Origin of the sequence: Lachnoclostridium phytofermentans (assembly GCF_000733755.1) — a bacterium.
Taxonomy (GTDB): domain Bacteria; phylum Bacillota; class Clostridia; order Lachnospirales; family Lachnospiraceae; genus Lachnoclostridium; species Lachnoclostridium phytofermentans_A.
In genome coordinates this window covers 605,329-622,896 of sequence record NZ_JPOF01000003.1, presented here as the reverse complement: position 1 = coordinate 622,896, position 17,568 = coordinate 605,329, and the positions used below count along the sequence as shown (strand labels likewise).

The 17,568-nt window shown below is 35.5% G+C and carries 18 protein-coding genes, 1 tRNA gene and 1 other annotated feature; of the genes, 12 read left to right on the top strand and 7 right to left on the bottom strand.

All coding sequences use genetic code 11. The features are described 5' to 3' along the window. Window positions 1-2 precede the first annotated feature (2 nt). The 9 genes from CC92_RS22980 to sigH all read left to right on the top strand — a co-directional run bounded on the left by CC92_RS22980 (window position 3) and on the right by sigH (window position 7,967). Window positions 3-932, top strand: a complete 930-nt coding sequence (locus CC92_RS22980; protein WP_242841352.1) for a glycoside hydrolase family 3 protein — start codon at window positions 3-5, stop codon at window positions 930-932. A gap of 245 nt (window positions 933-1,177) precedes the next feature. Beyond that, the gene (locus CC92_RS0108250; protein ID WP_029503372.1) at window positions 1,178-1,540 is read left to right on the top strand and encodes a DUF1284 domain-containing protein; all 363 of its coding nucleotides are present in this window, start codon (window positions 1,178-1,180) and stop codon (window positions 1,538-1,540) included. Between the two features lie 353 nt (window positions 1,541-1,893). After that, window positions 1,894-2,424: a helix-turn-helix domain-containing protein gene (locus CC92_RS0108245; protein ID WP_081841882.1), complete on the top strand. Its 531-nt coding sequence runs from the start codon at window positions 1,894-1,896 to the stop codon at window positions 2,422-2,424. Window positions 2,425-2,491: 67 nt separating this feature from the next. After that, entirely contained in the window at window positions 2,492-3,070 is a 579-nt protein-coding gene (ispF, locus tag CC92_RS0108240; RefSeq protein ID WP_029503374.1) for a 2-C-methyl-D-erythritol 2,4-cyclodiphosphate synthase, read from the top strand. A gap of 74 nt (window positions 3,071-3,144) precedes the next feature. Beyond that, window positions 3,145-3,354: a binding site (T-box leader), on the top strand. A gap of 191 nt (window positions 3,355-3,545) precedes the next feature. Then, window positions 3,546-4,214: a serine O-acetyltransferase EpsC gene (gene epsC, locus CC92_RS0108235; RefSeq protein WP_029503375.1), complete on the top strand. Its 669-nt coding sequence runs from the start codon at window positions 3,546-3,548 to the stop codon at window positions 4,212-4,214. A gap of 49 nt (window positions 4,215-4,263) precedes the next feature. Next, on the top strand, window positions 4,264-5,676 hold the full coding sequence (gene cysS / locus CC92_RS0108230) for a cysteine--tRNA ligase (RefSeq protein WP_029503376.1): 1,413 nt from the start codon (window positions 4,264-4,266) through the stop codon (window positions 5,674-5,676). Continuing rightward, window positions 5,661-6,095 (top strand): Mini-ribonuclease 3, encoded by a 435-nt coding sequence (locus CC92_RS0108225; RefSeq protein WP_029503378.1) that lies wholly within the window; start codon window positions 5,661-5,663, stop codon window positions 6,093-6,095. Before cysS ends, CC92_RS0108225 begins: the two co-directional genes overlap by 16 nt. Before the next feature lie 158 nt (window positions 6,096-6,253). Beyond that, a complete protein-coding gene (gene rlmB, locus CC92_RS0108220) occupies window positions 6,254-7,000 on the top strand; it encodes a 23S rRNA (guanosine(2251)-2'-O)-methyltransferase RlmB (RefSeq protein ID WP_029503379.1) in 747 nt (248 codons plus the stop codon). Between the two features lie 325 nt (window positions 7,001-7,325). Further along, on the top strand, window positions 7,326-7,967 hold the full coding sequence (sigH, locus tag CC92_RS0108215) for an RNA polymerase sporulation sigma factor SigH (RefSeq protein WP_029503380.1): 642 nt from the start codon (window positions 7,326-7,328) through the stop codon (window positions 7,965-7,967). Window positions 7,968-8,077: 110 nt separating this feature from the next. On the opposite strand, the gene CC92_RS0108210 is transcribed toward sigH, so the two are convergent. From CC92_RS0108210 to CC92_RS0108195, 3 genes are all read right to left on the bottom strand, one after another. Continuing rightward, window positions 8,078-8,150: transfer RNA gene (locus CC92_RS0108210), tRNA-Thr, on the bottom strand. A gap of 610 nt (window positions 8,151-8,760) precedes the next feature. Further along, window positions 8,761-9,375, bottom strand: coding sequence for a hypothetical protein (locus CC92_RS0108200; protein WP_029503382.1), 615 nt, complete (start codon window positions 9,373-9,375; stop codon window positions 8,761-8,763). A 60-nt stretch (window positions 9,376-9,435) separates the two neighbouring features. Then, on the bottom strand, window positions 9,436-9,870 hold the full coding sequence (locus CC92_RS0108195; protein WP_029503383.1) for a hypothetical protein: 435 nt from the start codon (window positions 9,868-9,870) through the stop codon (window positions 9,436-9,438). Between the two features lie 691 nt (window positions 9,871-10,561). On the opposite strand from CC92_RS0108195, the gene CC92_RS0108190 reads away from it, so the two are divergent. Both CC92_RS0108190 and CC92_RS0108185 read left to right on the top strand, forming a co-directional pair. Then, window positions 10,562-11,344, top strand: coding sequence for a Ku protein (locus CC92_RS0108190; protein ID WP_029503385.1), 783 nt, complete (start codon window positions 10,562-10,564; stop codon window positions 11,342-11,344). After that, complete coding sequence (locus CC92_RS0108185) at window positions 11,344-12,300, top strand: RNA ligase family protein (protein ID WP_029503386.1); 957 nt, start codon at window positions 11,344-11,346, stop codon at window positions 12,298-12,300. Before CC92_RS0108190 ends, CC92_RS0108185 begins: the two co-directional genes overlap by 1 nt. A gap of 206 nt (window positions 12,301-12,506) precedes the next feature. Here the strand turns inward: CC92_RS0108185 and CC92_RS0108180 are convergent, their stop codons facing one another. The 4 genes from CC92_RS0108180 to CC92_RS0108165 all read right to left on the bottom strand — a co-directional run bounded on the left by CC92_RS0108180 (window position 12,507) and on the right by CC92_RS0108165 (window position 15,423). Then, a complete protein-coding gene (locus CC92_RS0108180; protein ID WP_155998363.1) occupies window positions 12,507-13,076 on the bottom strand; it encodes a hypothetical protein in 570 nt (189 codons plus the stop codon). A gap of 7 nt (window positions 13,077-13,083) precedes the next feature. Beyond that, window positions 13,084-13,206: a hypothetical protein gene (locus CC92_RS23205; RefSeq protein WP_278245230.1), complete on the bottom strand. Its 123-nt coding sequence runs from the start codon at window positions 13,204-13,206 to the stop codon at window positions 13,084-13,086. A gap of 409 nt (window positions 13,207-13,615) precedes the next feature. After that, window positions 13,616-15,001 carry an MATE family efflux transporter gene (locus CC92_RS0108170; RefSeq protein ID WP_029503388.1) on the bottom strand — a complete coding sequence of 462 codons (1,386 nt, stop codon included), beginning with the start codon at window positions 14,999-15,001 and terminating at the stop codon, window positions 13,616-13,618. Continuing rightward, a complete protein-coding gene (locus CC92_RS0108165) occupies window positions 14,998-15,423 on the bottom strand; it encodes a MarR family transcriptional regulator (RefSeq protein WP_029503389.1) in 426 nt (141 codons plus the stop codon). The genes CC92_RS0108170 and CC92_RS0108165 overlap by 4 nt, the downstream gene beginning before the upstream one ends. Before the next feature lie 524 nt (window positions 15,424-15,947). Between CC92_RS0108165 and CC92_RS0108160 the strand changes: the two genes are divergently transcribed. Then, a complete protein-coding gene (locus CC92_RS0108160; protein WP_029503391.1) occupies window positions 15,948-17,426 on the top strand; it encodes an ABC transporter substrate-binding protein in 1,479 nt (492 codons plus the stop codon). The last annotated feature ends 142 nt before the right edge of the window (window positions 17,427-17,568 follow it).

The window sequence follows — 17,568 nt, the reverse complement described above, 5'->3', positions numbered from 1 at the left end:
TATTGTTTGGGGAGGCTTCCCCTTCTGGTAAATTACCTATGACTTGGTATCTTGATACGAAGGATTTACCACCAATGGAGGATTATGACATTATACGTGGCAACCGAACTTACCAGTATTTTAACAAAGAAGTGCTTTATCCATTTGGACATGGATTAACCTATACAGTAATCGAGTATCAAAATCTCACGTTACAATTAGTTGATTTTACGAATCTATTGATTAGAGTAACAATAGCCAATGTTGGAGATAGAATCAGCGATGAAGTGGTACAGGTATATGTAAGACAAGAAACATCAAGAACACTGAGACCTCGCTTACAATTAAAATCGTTTGAGCGAGTAAAGAACATCTTACCTGGGGAGAAAAGAGAGATAGAATTTACAATTCCTACCAGTGATTTAACCTATTATGATGTTGTTAGTGGTGGTATGATATTAGAGGAATCGGACTATACAATCTTAGTAGGGGCATCTTCCGAGGATATTAAACTGCAGGATACAATTTTCCTAAATGGTGTAAAGGCAGGATATCGAAACCTTGCGAAAAAGACATTGGCAGATCATTATGATGATTGTAAGAATTCCTATCTCCATCTTGGAAGCTTAGGCGATACTGCTGTTGTAGTTCTGAATAAGAACGAGGAAACGATTCTTTATTACCGAGATGTTATGATAGAGGAGACTCCAACCAATTTTCATGCTACACTTCAATGTAAGGGGAAAGGAAGCATGATTGTATCCAGCCTATATCAAAGTGCCGAGAAAGAATCGATGGAGTTAAAACTGGGAGAGATTACATTAAGTAAGCAAGATTTGTTTAATGAGGTTATCCTACCAATGGATTGGGATAGGGTAACCTGTAAAGAAGCTTTTACATTAAAAATTGTATTACTGGGAGAAATGAGACTTTCTTCGTTTTATACAGAATAAGTTAATTTCGAGAATAAAATGATTCACCATTCATTTGATAACCTAAGTTATTTGATAAAATTATTTATAATAAGAACTACCTAAGTTGGTTCAATGCACGATAGGAATAAGGTTGAGAGAAATTTAATTCTTTCAATCTTATTCCTGTTAAGTAGTGTTTGGCAAGGTAAGTAAAGTAGAGATTCTGTAAAGGTATGATAGAGAATTCTAAATGAAGAGCTAACGATTCATGGAAGGGAGAAAACATGATACAGTTAAGAGCGCATCATGGCATGTGTATTAAGAAGTTTGAGGGGAAAGGTTATAACAAAGAATTCGTTGAAAATATGACAAGGGTGATAGAGCAGTTAGAAAAAGAACCAATTATGATAAGTCTTAATGAGGATATTCTTTGTGAATGTTGTCCTCATAATAAGAATGGCTGTGAGACAAATGAAAAAGTGAAGAGATATGATAAAGAATGTTTGGATGGATGCGGCATCAAAGAAGGTGATCAAATGATGTTTCGTGACTATTCAAGGTTAATAGATATGAAACTAAAAAGTACTGGTCGGTGGAAGGATATCTGCAGTGATTGTGAATGGAGTGGCATCTGTCATACCGAATAATACCTGGAGTGTGAGAAATGTGGTTATCAAAGACACCACTCCAAAGAAGAAGTGAAAAGTTTGGCTGAACAAATTGCGTAAACATGAAAGATCCTATTTATAAGAAGGCGGCAATTGAATAAGGTGTAAATAAAAAAGCTACTGCTAAGTATGCCATTAAGGAGAGATTCTTAATGCTACAAAACAGTGGCTTTTTAAGAATTATCTACAATTCCTAGTAAAATAGTATAAATAAAGTGAATCTTAACACCAACTTAACGAAATTCATGCTATCATAGTAGTTATAGTAAAAGCATACTGCACATGTTCGGGGAAAAGCAGTGTGTGTCTCAGATTGATTAAAGCAGGAAGAAATGAAAACTTTAAGATTCGTGTTAGGGAGCAGATGGAGATTAAGTTTCATTGTTGCTTGCTGTGATTGCCTAAAGAAAGGAGATTTAGGAATGTACAATGTATTGTTAATAGAGGATGAGAAGATGGACCGAGTGGAAGCATGCAGAGTACAAGCGGAGGATTTGGAGCAAGGAACTTATTTGGCTCAAGTAGCTACTCAGATGCAGAGATACATACAAGAAAATTATTCTAAAGATATCTCACTTCAAGATGCAGCAAAGACCATGTGTTATTCCGAAGCTTATTTTAGTAGGTTATTTAAACAGTGTTTTCATATAAACTTTACTGTGTATCTTACACAATATCGTATAAGAATGGCAAAGCAATTAATGATAAAACAAAATATCAGCATTAAGGAAATTGGCGCTAGAGTTGGTTATACCGATAATAATTATTTTACCAAAGTATTCCGTAGAAGTACTGGACTTAATCCATCCGAATATCGTGCTAGATTAATGGGGAAGCTGATGGAAGGTAAATATGTTGGCTGATGCCCCTTGTTTTCTTATAGGAAATGATTTATGATACAATTAACACATGCGTAAGAAAGGAATCCATATGAGAGTAGGAATGGGTTATGATGTTCATAAATTAGTGGAAGGACGCGAATTAATTATTGGAGGCGTTACGGTACCTTATGAAAAGGGTTTATTGGGTCATTCCGATGCGGACGTTTTAGTCCATGCCATCATGGATGCTATCCTCGGTGCTGCAGCGCTTGGCGATATTGGGAAGCATTTTCCGGATACTGCGAAAGAATACGAGGGTATATCAAGTATTGCTTTATTAGAAAAAGTAAAAGAATTAGTAGAGAAAGAATGTTATATCATTGGAAATATCGATGCTACAATTATTGCGCAACGTCCAAAGATGGCACCGTATATCCCACAAATGATTACTAACATTGCGAAAACTCTTCATATCTCAGAAAAACAGATTAATGTCAAGGCAACCACAGAAGAGGGACTTGGCTTTACTGGAAGCGGAGAAGGAATATCCGCTCAGGCAATTTGTTTGTTAAATACAGTTGATAACTATGCATATAATGGTACAGATAGTGTTGCATATGTTTATGATCCTGAAGCTACAGAGACAAGAAATTGTGCGAGTTGTCAGGGATGTTGTAGAAATAAATGATAATTTGAATTTGACTTATCAAAAATTAAGGTTGACAAAGTCAAAATCTTTTCATAGAATAATTACAAAATATGTGAAAAGCATTGATCGGAAAGAGTAGCTTAATTTGAAATCACAGAGAGAGAATGTCACCGGCTGAAAGCATTCTTGAATTTCCTATAAGTGAAGTGCATCCGTGAGCTGGTTAAGTGAAGAAAGTAGCTTAACTCGGTTACAGCCGTTACCTGTTTTGAGCTCGCAACATTGCGAATTAGAGTGGAACCGCGGATTACTTCGTCTCTTAGATTAAGAGACGAAGTTTTTTTATTCTTGACAAGGAAACTTCGCGAAGCATACTTTTTCTTGTTGATAGGAAATTGCGATTCAATTACCTTTCAATATAACTCTCCGAGAGATGCACACTCACCCGGCGAGTTTGGCGCGGATAAGTATTGCGTAAACAGGGATGGTAGTGTTAACATAAGGGGGTAATAATATGGGTTTCTTCCGATATGTAAAAGAAGAAATGAAAGTAATACGAGAGAGAGATGCTGCAATAAAGACGAATTTAGAAGTTTTTCTTTATCCGAGCTTTAAAGCATTGTTAAGACACCGTGTTGCCCACTGGCTATATAAAAGAAAACATTATTTTCTTGCAAGATGGTATTCTCAACGTACTGTAAGAAAGACAGGAATAGAGATTCACCCTGGTGCTACCATAGGAAAAGGATTATTTATTGATCACGGAAATGGTGTAGTTATTGGGGAGACAGCAATTATAGGTGATAATGTTACTCTTTATCAGGGAGTTACACTTGGTGGAACTGGAAAAGAACAAGGAAAACGTCATCCAACGATAGGTGATAATGTCATGATAAGTGCTGGTGCAAAGGTACTTGGTTCCTTTACGGTTGGTGAGAATTCAAAAATAGGTGCAGGGTCTGTTGTGCTTTCTGAGGTACCGCCAAATTCTACTGTGGTTGGTGTTCCTGGCCGTGTTGTGAAAAGAAATAATCAAAAAGTGCCTCGAGAAGAGATGGATCAAGTACATTTACCAGACCCAGTCCGTAATGACTGTGAGCAACTGCAAAAAGAAAATGAACGTCTTTGTACTGAATTAAGAGAGATGAGGCAAAGACTAGAAAAACTGGAACAAAAACTTTAAAAATGTTGGCAATACTAATTAATATACAAAATTTAAGAAGGAGAAACGTATGAAGATATACAACACATTAACAAAATCAAAAGAAGAATTCATACCTTTACAGGAGGGAAAGGTTAGCATGTATGTATGCGGCCCAACTGTATATAATTATATCCACATTGGAAATGCAAGGCCAGTCGTTGTTTTTGATACAGTAAGACGTTATCTAGAGTATAAAGGATATGACGTTAGATTTGTGTCGAATTTTACTGATGTTGATGATAAAATTATTAAAAAAGCGAACGAAGAAGGGGTTGCTGCACAGGAAATTTCAGAACGTTACATTAAAGAATACTTAAAAGATACGAGTGCACTTAATGTATTACCTGTGACTGCCAGACCAAAGGCAACGGAAGAAATTGACGGTATGATTACTATGATTGAAGAGCTCATAGAAAAAGGTCATGCTTATGAAAAAAATGGAACCGTTTATTTTAAGACAAGAAGTTTTAAGCAATATGGAAAGTTATCAAAGAAAAATATAGACGATTTAGAAGCAGGGGCTCGTATCGCTGTTGCAGACGAGAAGGAAGATCCAATGGACTTCGTTCTTTGGAAACCAAAGAAAGAGGGCGAACCAGCTTGGAGTGCACCATGGTGTGATGGCAGACCAGGTTGGCATATTGAATGTTCTGTCATGAGTAAAAAATATCTTGGAGAGCAGATCGACATCCATGCAGGTGGTGAAGACTTAATTTTCCCACATCATGAGAACGAGATCGCTCAGACAGAAAGCTGCTCAGGGAAAGAGTTTGCGAAGTATTGGATGCATAATGGCTTCTTAAATGTAGATAACAAGAAGATGTCAAAGTCGGAAGGTAATTTCTTTACAGTACGTGAAATCTTTGCAGAATATGCTCCGGCAGTTCTTCGTTTCTTCCTCTTAAGCGTGCATTATCGTAGTCCGATTAATTTTAGCCGCGATATCATTGAAGCGTCAAAAAATGGTTTAGAGCGTATCCAAACTGCAGTAGAACAACTTCATTTCTTATCCAAAGTAAAAGAGGATAAAGGGGAAGTATCGACAACTTTAACAGAGCAGGAAAAGGCTCTTTTAAAGGAATTTGATGCACTCACAAAGAAATTTGAAGAAGCGATGGATGATGATTTTAATACCGCAGATGCCATTAGTGCTATTTTTGAGATGGTAAAATTATCGAATAGCAATGTTACTGCAGACAGTAGTTTAGAAATGATTCAAAAAGTTCTTTTGGGTATTACAACACTTTGTGATATACTGGGATTGGAAACAGAGAAAAAAGTAGAAATTCTGGACGAAGAAATCGAACAGCTCATTGCAGATAGACAAAGTGCCAGAAAAGCAAAAGACTTTGCGAAAGCAGATGAGATAAGAAATCTTCTCCTTGAAAAGGGAATTATCTTAGAAGATACCAGAGAAGGAGTAAAATGGAAGAGAGCTTAATTGCTAGGGTACGTGATACCTTTGCACTGCCACAGACCGACATTAAAACCTATTCTCCACTAACCCTTGCTTATATAGGGGATGGCATCTATGACTTGATCATTCGTACGATGCTAGTGGAGAAGGGAAATTCACAGGTAAATAAACTGCATCAAAAAGCTAGTAGCTTGGTGAAAGCTGCTGCACAGAAGGACATCCTCCATGCGATACAGGATAATTTAACAGAGGAAGAACTTGGTGTATTCAAACGGGGAAGAAATGCGAAGTCAGTTACAACTGCAAAGAATGCATCCGTGACGGATTATCGAATAGCAACTGGATTTGAAGCTATGATAGGTTACCTGTATATGACGGAGCAGATGGAGCGAATACTCTATTTGATTAAAGAAGGTTTAAGTAAAACTGATTTACTTGTTTGATGATAGGAAAGCGAAGTAATGGCTGTCATTTGTGATGGAAAAAAGTAGAATCATAGGATTTAATTAATAAAATAGTACACATAAGGATGCTTAAGCCGCTAAAGCGGTATGTTAGAGAGTATGAAGAAAATGATTCATACTTTAATCATGGAGGTTAAATGAGATACGAGGAATTAACAATGGTAGGTAGAAATGCTGTATTAGAAGCATTTCGCGCTGGAAAAACAATAGACCGATTATTCATTTTGGACGGTTGTCAGGATGGTCCAATTAAATCTATTTTAAGAGAGGCAAAGAAGACGGATACCATCATTACCTTCGTTAAGAAGGAACGTCTTGACCAGATGTCGGAAGAAGGAAAACATCAAGGGGTTATTGCATACGCAGCTGCTTATGAATATGCAGAAGTTGATGATTTGTTAGAAGCTGCAAAAGCGAAGGGAGAAGCACCATTCTTAATTATATTAGATGGTATTGAAGACCCTCATAACTTAGGTGCAATGCTTCGAACTGCAAATCAAGCAGGAGCACATGGTATCATTATTCCCAAGCGTCGTGCAGTAGGGCTTACAGCTACTGTAGCTAAGGTAAGCGCAGGAGCAATCAATTATACTCCGGTAGCAAAGGTTACCAATCTTGTTGCTACGATGGAGGATTTAAAACAAAAGGGCTTATGGTTTGTATGTGCTGACATGAGCGGTGAAGTGATGTACCGCCAGAATCTAACAGGACCAATTGGCTTAGTAATTGGTAGTGAAGGAGAGGGAGTTTCACGTCTTGTAAAGGAAAAATGTGACTTCGTAACCAAGATTCCTATGGTAGGTGATATTGATTCACTGAATGCATCGGTAGCTATGGGTGTTTTAACATATGAAATTGTTAGACAGAGAAGCTTTGCAAAATAGAGAAAGAAGTTTTAAAAATAAAGAAGTTTTGTAAAATTAATAAGATTTACAAAATTAAGAGGTTTTACAAAATTAATAAGTTTTGTAAAATGAAAATGTAGACCGCCGATATTTTTTATTGAGGCGGTTTACTTTTCTTTCAATATTGATTAATATTAAAGATACAAATATTCAGAAGACTTTCATTTTAAAATCAACTGGCTTCGTCTCAATGTGGATAGAAACAATAAAAAGTGGATTGAAGTGAGAAAATTAGCAGGTAGAGTGGATAACAGTAGCCAAAAATAAGAAAGATATGAATAATTTACCACAAGGAGGGGGAGCAATGTCCAAGAAGCAGTATGAAATGGTTAGCGATGAAGAAATCATTTCGCTCATTCGCGGGGATGACCGCCTGGCGATGGATTATTTAATTGACAAATACAAGAATTTAGTGCGTAAGAAAGCGAAAGCATTGTTTTTGATAGGCGGAGACAGGGATGACTTAATCCAGGAAGGAATGATAGGCTTATACAAAGCGATTCGTGATTATCAGAAGGAGAAAGAAGCTTCCTTTCTTACCTTTGCTGATTTATGCGTTTCAAGGCAGATGTATACAGCCATTAAGAATTCAAATACCAAAAAGAATCAGCCACTAAATAACTATATCTCCATCGATAGTTCAAATTACAATGATGATGCAGAAGGTGCTAATTCTATCTCTTATGTGGCTCATTTGGCTCATGCTAGGAGTATGAATCCTGAGGAGATGCTAATTGACAGAGAGAATACATCACAATTAGAGACGAAACTGATGGACTCCTTAAGCTCTTTTGAGAAGAAGATCCTTACTTTATATCTCAATGACTATAGCTACAGTAAAATTGCACAGATGTTACAGAAAGAACCAAAAGCAATCGATAATGGCTTGCAGCGTATCAAGCGTAAGCTAAATACTGCACTGAAAGATTTGCAGGGGAAATCTTAAGAAAACATACGATATTATTGCATTTAAACATGAGAAGCACCCTTCACTGAGTGCTTTTTCTTACCCTTAAAATCACAAAAAACCCTTGATTTTACAAGGGTTTCTAAGAGAGCTGCCAAGCGGACTTGAACCGCCGACCTCCGCCTTACCAAGGCGACGCTCTACCGACTGAGCCATGGCAGCTTAACGTTAAACATCACGTCCGATTTGTATAATACCATATAAAGAAGTAAAATGCAACAGTTAAATCAAAAATTCACTAAATTGTTTTAATTGTTTTAATATTAACCAAAATTTGTTGATTCCTAAGTGATATAGCTGGATATAGGATATCTATTGTAGTACTTTTACTGCTCAATGTATTGAGTAATATTCTTTTTATAGGTTGATGTTGGAGTGGAGGGATTAAATTTATGAACAAAGCCTTAATAAATGAGACCTGACTGTCAATCCATTGCTGGAGTTGCAATTTTATAACTTGAATGCGGTTCTCTTCATTAGCAGAGGACATCATGGAAAAATCAACAAGGATAAAACTATACCATCTGACCATCCAAGAGTCAGCATGGTAAATCCTTTCTGAAACTTATGGGATGCATGGTCAAAAACCGTAGCCAGTAAATCGACAGACTTGCTTCGATTTCTGGTGACAATAGAATCATCCAGAATAAAGACCTTAACCCGTTCCGCTGAACGAAGAAATAACTTTCGCAGATAGCATTGCCATAAAGTGACGCCAGTTATAGGTAGAGGTGTTAAGAAATTGTATTTTTTATGGTAAGAATACAATCAATTATTCCGAATGGAAGGTATTCCAATCGCTAGCAAATAAAATCGTTTCTATATATTCCTGTGTTTCACTTAACTTGGGCTGAACTAGCGTTATCTGGCAGGTGTTACCATCAATTAATCTCTCCCAACGGGAAGCTCCCTCATGGGAATACGAGCTTGTAACACCATTCTCACTTTGTCCCCTTATGGTATTTTTCTTGTCATATTCTTTGTTAAACTTATTATATACCTGTTCTTTACTTTGAAATCCACCAAACATCAGGGTTGCAAATGTAATGGCATTTTCGTAGTCCTGTGATCCAATCGTGTTATCCATATAAAAGGATGGAAAGGTAATATAAATAATTCGTTCTCCGTCTTTATAATTACTTGAAACACCTGCTACGAACACTCCAGTTTCCGTATCATAAATGTTGTACAGAGATTGTCCTTTAAGAATCTCTGCCGCTGCTTTATCTTCTTCTATTATACAAGATAGACCCCATTCTTGTAACGCTTCGGCAATTGTATCAGATTTCAACGGATATTCTGGTACGGGTAAGGTTTGTTTTTTACATCCTGATAATAAACCAAGATATATAGTAACTGCTAATAGATAGGATATATATTTTTTCATGTAATTCTCCTATTTCCAAAGACATTTATTCCTATGTTTCGTAAGAAATCGTTTCATGCTTTACATCATACACCGCTCATATGAATTATTATTCCAGCTACACAAAAGATCAGTAAATCCATTTTTTATTATCGGGCACATCCTTGCAGATCCGGAAGCTTGTTCTTTATATGTCACAGTTGACATCGCTGATTTGCCACAATTATAACAAACCGCTCTAGTTAACGAAGGCCTTGTAATAACAAAAGTATATTTGTAGTTTAGATTCTTCGGATAGAGTAAAAATTCTTCTTCACTACTCACTTCTACAATGACTTCTTGTTCCCATGTAATCTCTTGACCTTCAATATAATCAGTACCGTGATCATGGTCACAGCTAGAGGTGCAATCATTGGTATTCTCTGTAGCAAATACCATATCAGGTAAAGCAATTACTACCAATAAAACTGTAGCAAAAATAACACTTAATGTTTTTTTAGTAATATTATTTATCAATTAAGTCCTCCATATTTTCATTATAAGGTTGTGTTTATAAATTCTTATGAAACAGCAATTCACTTTGATTTTCTTATACAATCATGTAACCACCTCCATTAGTTATTAAAATAGCAAATCTCATTTAAGCACTATTGGAATTATGTTACAATAATCATATCATAGTATAATTTTTGATACAATAAAATTGCATATATTTTACAAAAATAATTCAACTGAAAAAGTAAGTTCTACCCATCATACCTTAGGCGTAGATTATATTGTAATATAATATCTTGTTTTCCATAACTTAATCTTTTATATCATAATTTGGGTGTCATGGTTGCACACCTAAACTTGCTGAACGAAGAAATAACTTTCGCAGATAGCATTGCCAGAAAGCGACGCCAGTTATAGGTAGAGGTGTTAAGAAATCTATAGTAAGTATTCTTGGAGACAGCACACTCGTTACGTTTGGAATTCAGGAATCGATATAAGTTTTTTCCTTGAAAAGCAAGGAGTAACAAAAATATCGCTTTCGCAGCTGGATTTTCAAGCTGGGTAAGTTGAGTTATTAATAAATATATATAAACAAATTTCCTGTAATTGCTTTTTATTCATAAGATAAATTAAGTTTATTAGCAATCACATTTTAATATTATCTACATAGAACCCAACCGAACATAACATACTACCATTGGAGGTGATTTTCATGGCAGTAGCACATAAAAGTGCAATTTCGGTTGGGTTAATTTATATCCCAGTGGATTTATTTAAAACAACAAGAGATATTAGTATTAGCTTTAATCAGTTGTGCAAGGATACCCATCAAAGAGTACGATATAAGAAATATTGCCCTTCCTGTAACAAAGAAGTAAAAACCGATGATATTATCAAAGGGTATGAGTTTGAGAAGGATCGTTATGTAACAATTACAGAAGAAGAACTAGAAAAGATAAAGACGAAGAAGGATAAAACAATTCATGTTCTTCATTTTGCAAAGATGGAAGATGTCGATTCCATTTATTTTGAAAAGAATTATTATGTTGTACCACATACAGGTGGAGAAAAAGCATTCGAACTATTTCGTCAAGCACTATTAACAGAAGAAAAGGTAGCAATCGCTAAAACAGTCATTGGAACGAATGAATCCCTCATCGTTCTTTATCCAACCGATGACGGGATTATTGCAAAGATGCTTTATTATCAAGAAGAGATTCAAGAAATACCGAAGCTACAAGCAAAAGTAGAGCTTGATGAGAATGAACTTATGATGGCAAAAACCTTGATTTCATCCATGACGAAGGAATTTGACATATCAGCGTACCACGATGAGTACCAGGAGAGGCTTCGAGAAGCTATCCAGAAAAAGATCGAGGGTCAAGAGATTGTAGATGTGGATGAGAACAGACCGGATAATGTCATTGATTTTATGGATGCATTAAAGAAGACAATCGAAATGAATAAGAACAACCCATTTGCGGGGACAGCATAATGGACATCTTTGATTATAAGGCGATCAAACCTATGTTAATTAGCGAGATGACGGAGCCCTTCGACTCAACCGAGCATATCTATGAGTTAAAACTAGATGGGATACGTTGTATCGCTTATCTTGACGCTGCAGGAACAGAATTAAGAAATAAACGCGATATGAGATTATTACCCAAAGTACCCGAACTTGGTGAAATTCATAAGGCAGCTAGAAATAGGTGTATCTTAGATGGTGAATTGATCGTATTAAAGAATGGATCTCCAGACTTCTTTGAAGTACAAAAGAGAGCACTTCTATCAGACCCTTTTAAAATACAGTTGGCAAAGTCTAAGTATCCTGCTAGTTTTGTAGCTTTTGATATCCTATACTTAACCGATCATCAGGTCAATGAATTACCATTATTAGAGAGAAAGCAGCTATTAAATGAAGTAATTGCAGAAAATGAACGCCTTGCGATTTCAAGATTTATTGAGACACAAGGAATTTCATTATTTCAATTAGCGAAAGAAAAGAATTTAGAGGGTATTGTTGCTAAGAAGAAAGAGAGTAAATACTGGTTTGATAAAAGAACGAAAGATTGGATTAAGTGTAAAATCATGGCCTCCGACGATTGTGTTATTTGTGGGTATAGTATTAAAGACAATCAGTGGGTTAGTTTAGCGTTAGGGCAATATGATGGTGGTGTATTAGTTTATAAAGGGCATGTAACGCTTGGGGTAAGTATTAGAGCATTAGAGCAAAGAAAATACACAGCCATAACAGAAAGTCCTTTTGGATATATACCCAAAGGAAATGAGAATACAATTTGGTTAAAACCAGAATTAGTTGGTATCGTGGAATCGATGCCTAGTGAAAAAGACTCTTTTAGACAACCTGTATTCAAAGGATTTCGAGATGATAAGGCTCCGATGGATTGTACAGTTAGAAAAGAGGCTAAAGATTTTAGTATGTATTAAGTTAAAAAATGAAAAGAGTGCTGTTCTTATTTTGATACACTACCTCCTAAGTGACAAGTATTTTATTAGTAAACTTGTCTGCCTAGAAGAGTGCATATTAAATCATAACAGCTCTCTTTTCTATGAAAAATTGTTGGAATGGTATGAGGGTATCTAAAAAGTCATTAAATAATGTTAGAGATACCTTCTTTAACAAATGGTTTTTATCAATACTCTGAACGTAAATGTTCTGCAACAACACTATTAAAATCGTTAATACCTTGGACGGTTATTGTTAAAGGATTTTTATCATTAATATCAAAGAAAAACAATTGCCGATTGTCTTCAAGGGTGTATACGTAAGTATCCCTACTTGATACTATAGCTCTGATTTCTTTTATACCAAGTTCAAGACTACATATGCCATAAATTAGTAACGTACCATCGCCTACAAGTATAGTGTCCCAATATAATCCATTAACCTCTAAAAAATCATGTAATACTATATTATCAATACAATATTCTCCAGACATTCTCCAATTAGAATCATTCCTAGGTTCTAACTCTATAACTGTAACCTCATTTTCAGTTAGAGTTAAGAAAAAGGTTTTTCCGTCTTTTTCTATTTCTATAGATTCCAACGCAGTAACATTCTTTGAATCTAAGATTTTATTGAATACAATCTCTTTTGTAGATTCATCTTCAATTGAGTTTAGTTTTAATGATTTACCTACAAAAATTATTATTATACAAAACATAAAAGCTATTATAGTAATATATATTTTTTTCTTCATCATGCTATTTTTAGCTTGGATAGAAATCATTTACATAATGATAAGTACTGTCATATTGATTATATTGGAAGGTCTTTATAGCTGATGCAAGTTCTTTCATTGTTGTATCAAGGGTAATAATCCTCTTATCCATTGTTGATAAAACCTCCTAAAATATCGTCTGAATTTTCATTAGCTAATGTGTTTTTAGTTTACAATATATTACATAAAATGTAAATGCGTAATATGCACAAAGATTTAGCATTCAATAGTCATAAATGACAATATGTAAACTAAAAAAGAAGATATATGTATTTAGTACAAAGTTTTAAAAAATGAAAAGAGTGCTGTTCTTCTTCTAATATGCTACCTTCTTCGTGACAAGTTTTTATTGGCGTACTTGCCTGAATAGATAGTGCATATGAAATCATAACAGCACTCTTTTTAATAAACAGGAAATTACTCTGTGAGTAATCTCCTATAAATAAAAACTCTCCGAGAGATGCGCACTCCTCTGCGAACAGTCAGCAAATCGGTTTTGTTTTCTTCTTAACTCTCACAAGTTAGGACTTCGTTGAATCCATGACATTTTCCTTATTCACACCAAGCTTCTTAAAAGTATAAATAAACATCGACGCTGTAGTCACCACAGCAAAGAAATCTGCGATTGGCTCTGCTAGGAAAACAGCAAATGCTTTATCCTCAAAAAAGGCTGGTAGGATGAAGATAAGTGGAATTAGTAAAAATACTTTTCTTAATAAAGCAAGGAACATACTTATTTTCGCATTTCCTATCGCTATAAAGGTTTGCTGGCAAGCAATCTGAATGCCAAAGATACAAGAAACAGCCATATAGATACGAACAGCCCATACCGAATAGTCAATAAGCTCTGGCGAATTAGCAAATATCATAATAAATAGTTTTGGTGCAAACATAGAAATAGCCCAAATTAAGGTGGAAAAGGATAAACAAGAAATAACTAAGAGTTTAAATGTCTTCTTAATACGATCAAAGTTACCAGCACCAAAGTTATAAGAAATAATCGGTTGTGAACCCTGGGTGAGTCCTTGTAGTGGTAACATTGAAAACTGCATGATACTTGTTAAGATAGTCATTGCACCAACTGCGGTGTCACCACCATATTTATATAGGTTTGAGTTGAAACAAACAGCAATAACGGCTTCTGTAAACTGCATAATAAATGGTGCTAGGCCTAGGGCAATACATGGTAACATAATCTTTGGATTAAATTGCACATTTTCCTTTTTAATTCGAAGTACTGTTTTCTCTGAGGTCAGGAAACGAATTACCCAGAAACAGGATACACCTTGTGATAATATTGTTGCTAAGGCAGCACCCTTAACCCCCATATCAAAACCAAAGATAAGGATAGGGTCTAAGATAATGTTGATAATGGCACCGATTGCAACCGTCAACATACTTGTTTTAGCAAAGCCTTGAGTGGAAATAAAAGCATTCATACCAAGGGTAATTTGTACAAAGATGGTGCCAATTGCATAGATATTAAGGTAGTCGAGAGCATATCCGACTGTATTCTCACTGGCACCAAATATCATTAAAATCGGTTCGCCAAAGAGTAATATAGTTATGGTTAATATGATAGCTACGATTATTAAGGAGAAAAAAGAGTTACCAAGAATTTTTTCTGCCGTGTTGGAATCCTTTTTTCCTAACATGATGCCCGCTCTTGGGGCACTTCCCATAGCAACTAAAGCCGCAAATGCACTAATTGCCATGATTACTGGCATGGTCACCCCAACTCCGGTTAACGCTTGTGAGCCTATCTCTGGGATATGTCCGATATATGCTCGGTCAACCATATTGTAGAGTACGTTGATAATTTGTGCTGCAATAGCAGGAACAGAAAGTTGGAAAAGAAGCTTACCTATACTTCCATTCCCTAAATCAGCATTTAACTGTTTGTTCATGAAATCATCCCTTCTAGGTTATTTACCATTTTCTGACTTATTCTATCTAACAACAACTGATCATCTTCATTGATTCCTTCCATTAAACAGTTACGAAATTCATTACGAGCTTTTGCCAATCTAGTTAAAATTGGTTCACATTCTTTCGTCGTATGAAGATGCAAGATACGGCTATCCATTGCATCTTTTACTACGGTTAAGTAACCTGATTCTACAAGGGATTCTACGCTTTTTGCTACAATTCCTTTCGATACTTTTCGGTATTTTACAATATCTTTTGCACTGTCGTACGGCTTGTTATTCTGAAGGAATAACAAACACAATACTTCATTCCGTGTAAGATGATAATCACTTACTGCATCATGGCAGGTTTGGAAATAGACTTTATCCATTTTCATGAAATTAACAAGAAAGCTTTCCATAATTAAAATCCTTTCTTCCGACTGTTCCTATAGGAGAGAAGATACGTGTTAGAAATAGTTCAAATTTGAACTATATATGAGTTTATGGTACTGGAAAGAATAGTTTTTGTCAATAAAAAATATAGAAAGAATTTTATGTGCTGCTTTATATGCTGCTCGCACTACTTATTATGGATAAAGGTCATGCTCTCTAATCATCCTTGTTTATGAAAATTCTTCGAAGTTTAATATGATATAACAATAATTCCTATCATATACAGTAAGTGGAACCAAGGAAGTCTAACTATAGCTTTTTATAGATAAAAAGAGTATTGAATTATTCACAGACGATATTAGAGAAAATAGTATATTTGAACAAAGAAAATAGTGTTAATAAAAATTTTAGTTCACATATTGACATCATAATATATAAATGATAGAATGTGGTTGAACGTTAAATCTATACAATGTGCACAATTGAATAGTAAATGATAAAATCTCTAACGTTTAACGTTAAATCTAATTAAGATGGAGGGATAAGTTTTATGAAACGAAGAACAATCGGTTTATTGTTATGCCTAACGTTAGCAGTTGGTATGCTTTCGGGATGTAAGAAATATGATGCAAAATCCACAGTAGATGAAACGAAACCAACGGGGGAAGTAAAACAGACAAATACTCCTGTACCAACAAAGGAAGCAAGTAATCCAGTAGAAGAAAAGTTCCAATTAAAATTAGGTATCTGGCCTGAAGATACTCTTACGGATGATATTGCAATGCACAAGGAATTTGTAAAGACATTTAATGAAAAACATCCGAATGTTGAAGTTGTCCCTGCTTATTATAAATACTCCGTAGATACCTTTGTTCCAAAGGCTGAGTCTGGTAACTTACCAACTATCTTTGAATCTTGGTATACAGAGCCACAAAAACTTATTGCAGGTGGATTTGTTGCCGATATTACTGATATCTTACAGGAAAGAGGATGGTTAGATACTCTTAACCCATCTATTCGTGAATTATTAAGTAAAGATGGAAGAATCTACGGTATTCCACGTGATGGTTATGCTCTTGGTTTAATGATGAATGTGGAATTATTTGAAGAAGCAGGTCTTGTAGATGAGAATGGTTACCCAATCTATCCAAAGACTTGGGAGGAATTAGCTGAGACAGCAAAGAAGATTAAAGATGCTACTGGTATGGCAGGTTTTTGCTTACTTGCTAAAGACAATGCTGGTGGATGGCATTTTTCTAATATTGCATGGGCATTTGGTGCAACCTTTACCGTTGATAATGGTGATGGAACTTTTACTGCTAATGTAGACTCCGCTGAAGCAATCGCAGCAATGCAATATATCAAAGATTTAAGATGGAAATATGATGTATTAACACCAGATCCAATCAACGAAGACTGGGGTACCGGTTTTGCTAATCTTGGTGTTGGTACAGCAGCAATGTACATAGGCGCAAATGACGCAGTCAATCAGCCAACACAGGTAAATGGTCTGCCTGTTGATAAATTAGCTATGTGTGCTCTACCAGCAGGACCGAATGGTGCACAGTACTCTTTATCTGGTGGTACTCCATACATGTTCTCTAAAGATGCAACGGTAGAAGAAATAAGTGCAGCTCTTGATTACCTTGAGATTATGGGGAAAGCTCCGGTTGCTACAGAAGAAGCAGTTGCTGGTATGAAAGCAGATGCTCAGAACAGAGTGGCAAATGGTGTTCCAGTAATTCCAAGATTCCCATGCTGGATCGATCAGAATGTCTTAGATGCAGAGGCTCAGATTATCAAAGATTATGGTAATGTAGATACTAAGATGTTTGAAAGCTATTTTAATGCAACAAAACAAAGCGGTAATCTTAGAATGGAAGAAGTAGGTTCCGCTCAGGATTTATATGCAGAGTTAACCAAAGTATTACAAGCTGTAGTAACAGATAAGGATGCAGATGTTGCTGCATTAATGCAAAAAGCAGATGCTAACTATCAGAGCATATTGGATGATCTCTACAAAAAATAAAGAAATGTAAATAGTGATAGCGTAGAGATGATGGTTTTTGAAAGAATCAGTAGTTCCATATAGCCTTTACTTACGCAGCTTAATTAGAAATTAATTATGAGTATATCATTTGCGTATGTGGATTCGAGTAGACTGCATACGC

Coding starts and splice junctions, on each gene's coding strand:
- CC92_RS0108250 (WP_029503372.1), top strand. CDS start 1,178: ATGATACAGTTAAGAGCGCATCATGGCATGTGTATTAAGAAGTTTGAG.
- CC92_RS0108245 (WP_081841882.1), top strand. CDS start 1,894: ATGAAAACTTTAAGATTCGTGTTAGGGAGCAGATGGAGATTAAGTTTC.
- ispF (WP_029503374.1), top strand. CDS start 2,492: ATGAGAGTAGGAATGGGTTATGATGTTCATAAATTAGTGGAAGGACGC.
- epsC (WP_029503375.1), top strand. CDS start 3,546: ATGGGTTTCTTCCGATATGTAAAAGAAGAAATGAAAGTAATACGAGAG.
- cysS (WP_029503376.1), top strand. CDS start 4,264: ATGAAGATATACAACACATTAACAAAATCAAAAGAAGAATTCATACCT.
- CC92_RS0108225 (WP_029503378.1), top strand. CDS start 5,661: ATGGAAGAGAGCTTAATTGCTAGGGTACGTGATACCTTTGCACTGCCA.
- rlmB (WP_029503379.1), top strand. CDS start 6,254: ATGAGATACGAGGAATTAACAATGGTAGGTAGAAATGCTGTATTAGAA.
- sigH (WP_029503380.1), top strand. CDS start 7,326: ATGTCCAAGAAGCAGTATGAAATGGTTAGCGATGAAGAAATCATTTCG.
- CC92_RS0108200 (WP_029503382.1), bottom strand. CDS start 9,375: ATGAAAAAATATATATCCTATCTATTAGCAGTTACTATATATCTTGGT.
- CC92_RS0108190 (WP_029503385.1), top strand. CDS start 10,562: ATGGCAGTAGCACATAAAAGTGCAATTTCGGTTGGGTTAATTTATATC.
- CC92_RS0108185 (WP_029503386.1), top strand. CDS start 11,344: ATGGACATCTTTGATTATAAGGCGATCAAACCTATGTTAATTAGCGAG.
- CC92_RS0108180 (WP_155998363.1), bottom strand. CDS start 13,076: ATGATGAAGAAAAAAATATATATTACTATAATAGCTTTTATGTTTTGT.
- CC92_RS23205 (WP_278245230.1), bottom strand. CDS start 13,206: ATGGATAAGAGGATTATTACCCTTGATACAACAATGAAAGAACTTGCA.
- CC92_RS0108170 (WP_029503388.1), bottom strand. CDS start 15,001: ATGAACAAACAGTTAAATGCTGATTTAGGGAATGGAAGTATAGGTAAG.
- CC92_RS0108165 (WP_029503389.1), bottom strand. CDS start 15,423: ATGGAAAGCTTTCTTGTTAATTTCATGAAAATGGATAAAGTCTATTTC.
- CC92_RS0108160 (WP_029503391.1), top strand. CDS start 15,948: ATGAAACGAAGAACAATCGGTTTATTGTTATGCCTAACGTTAGCAGTT.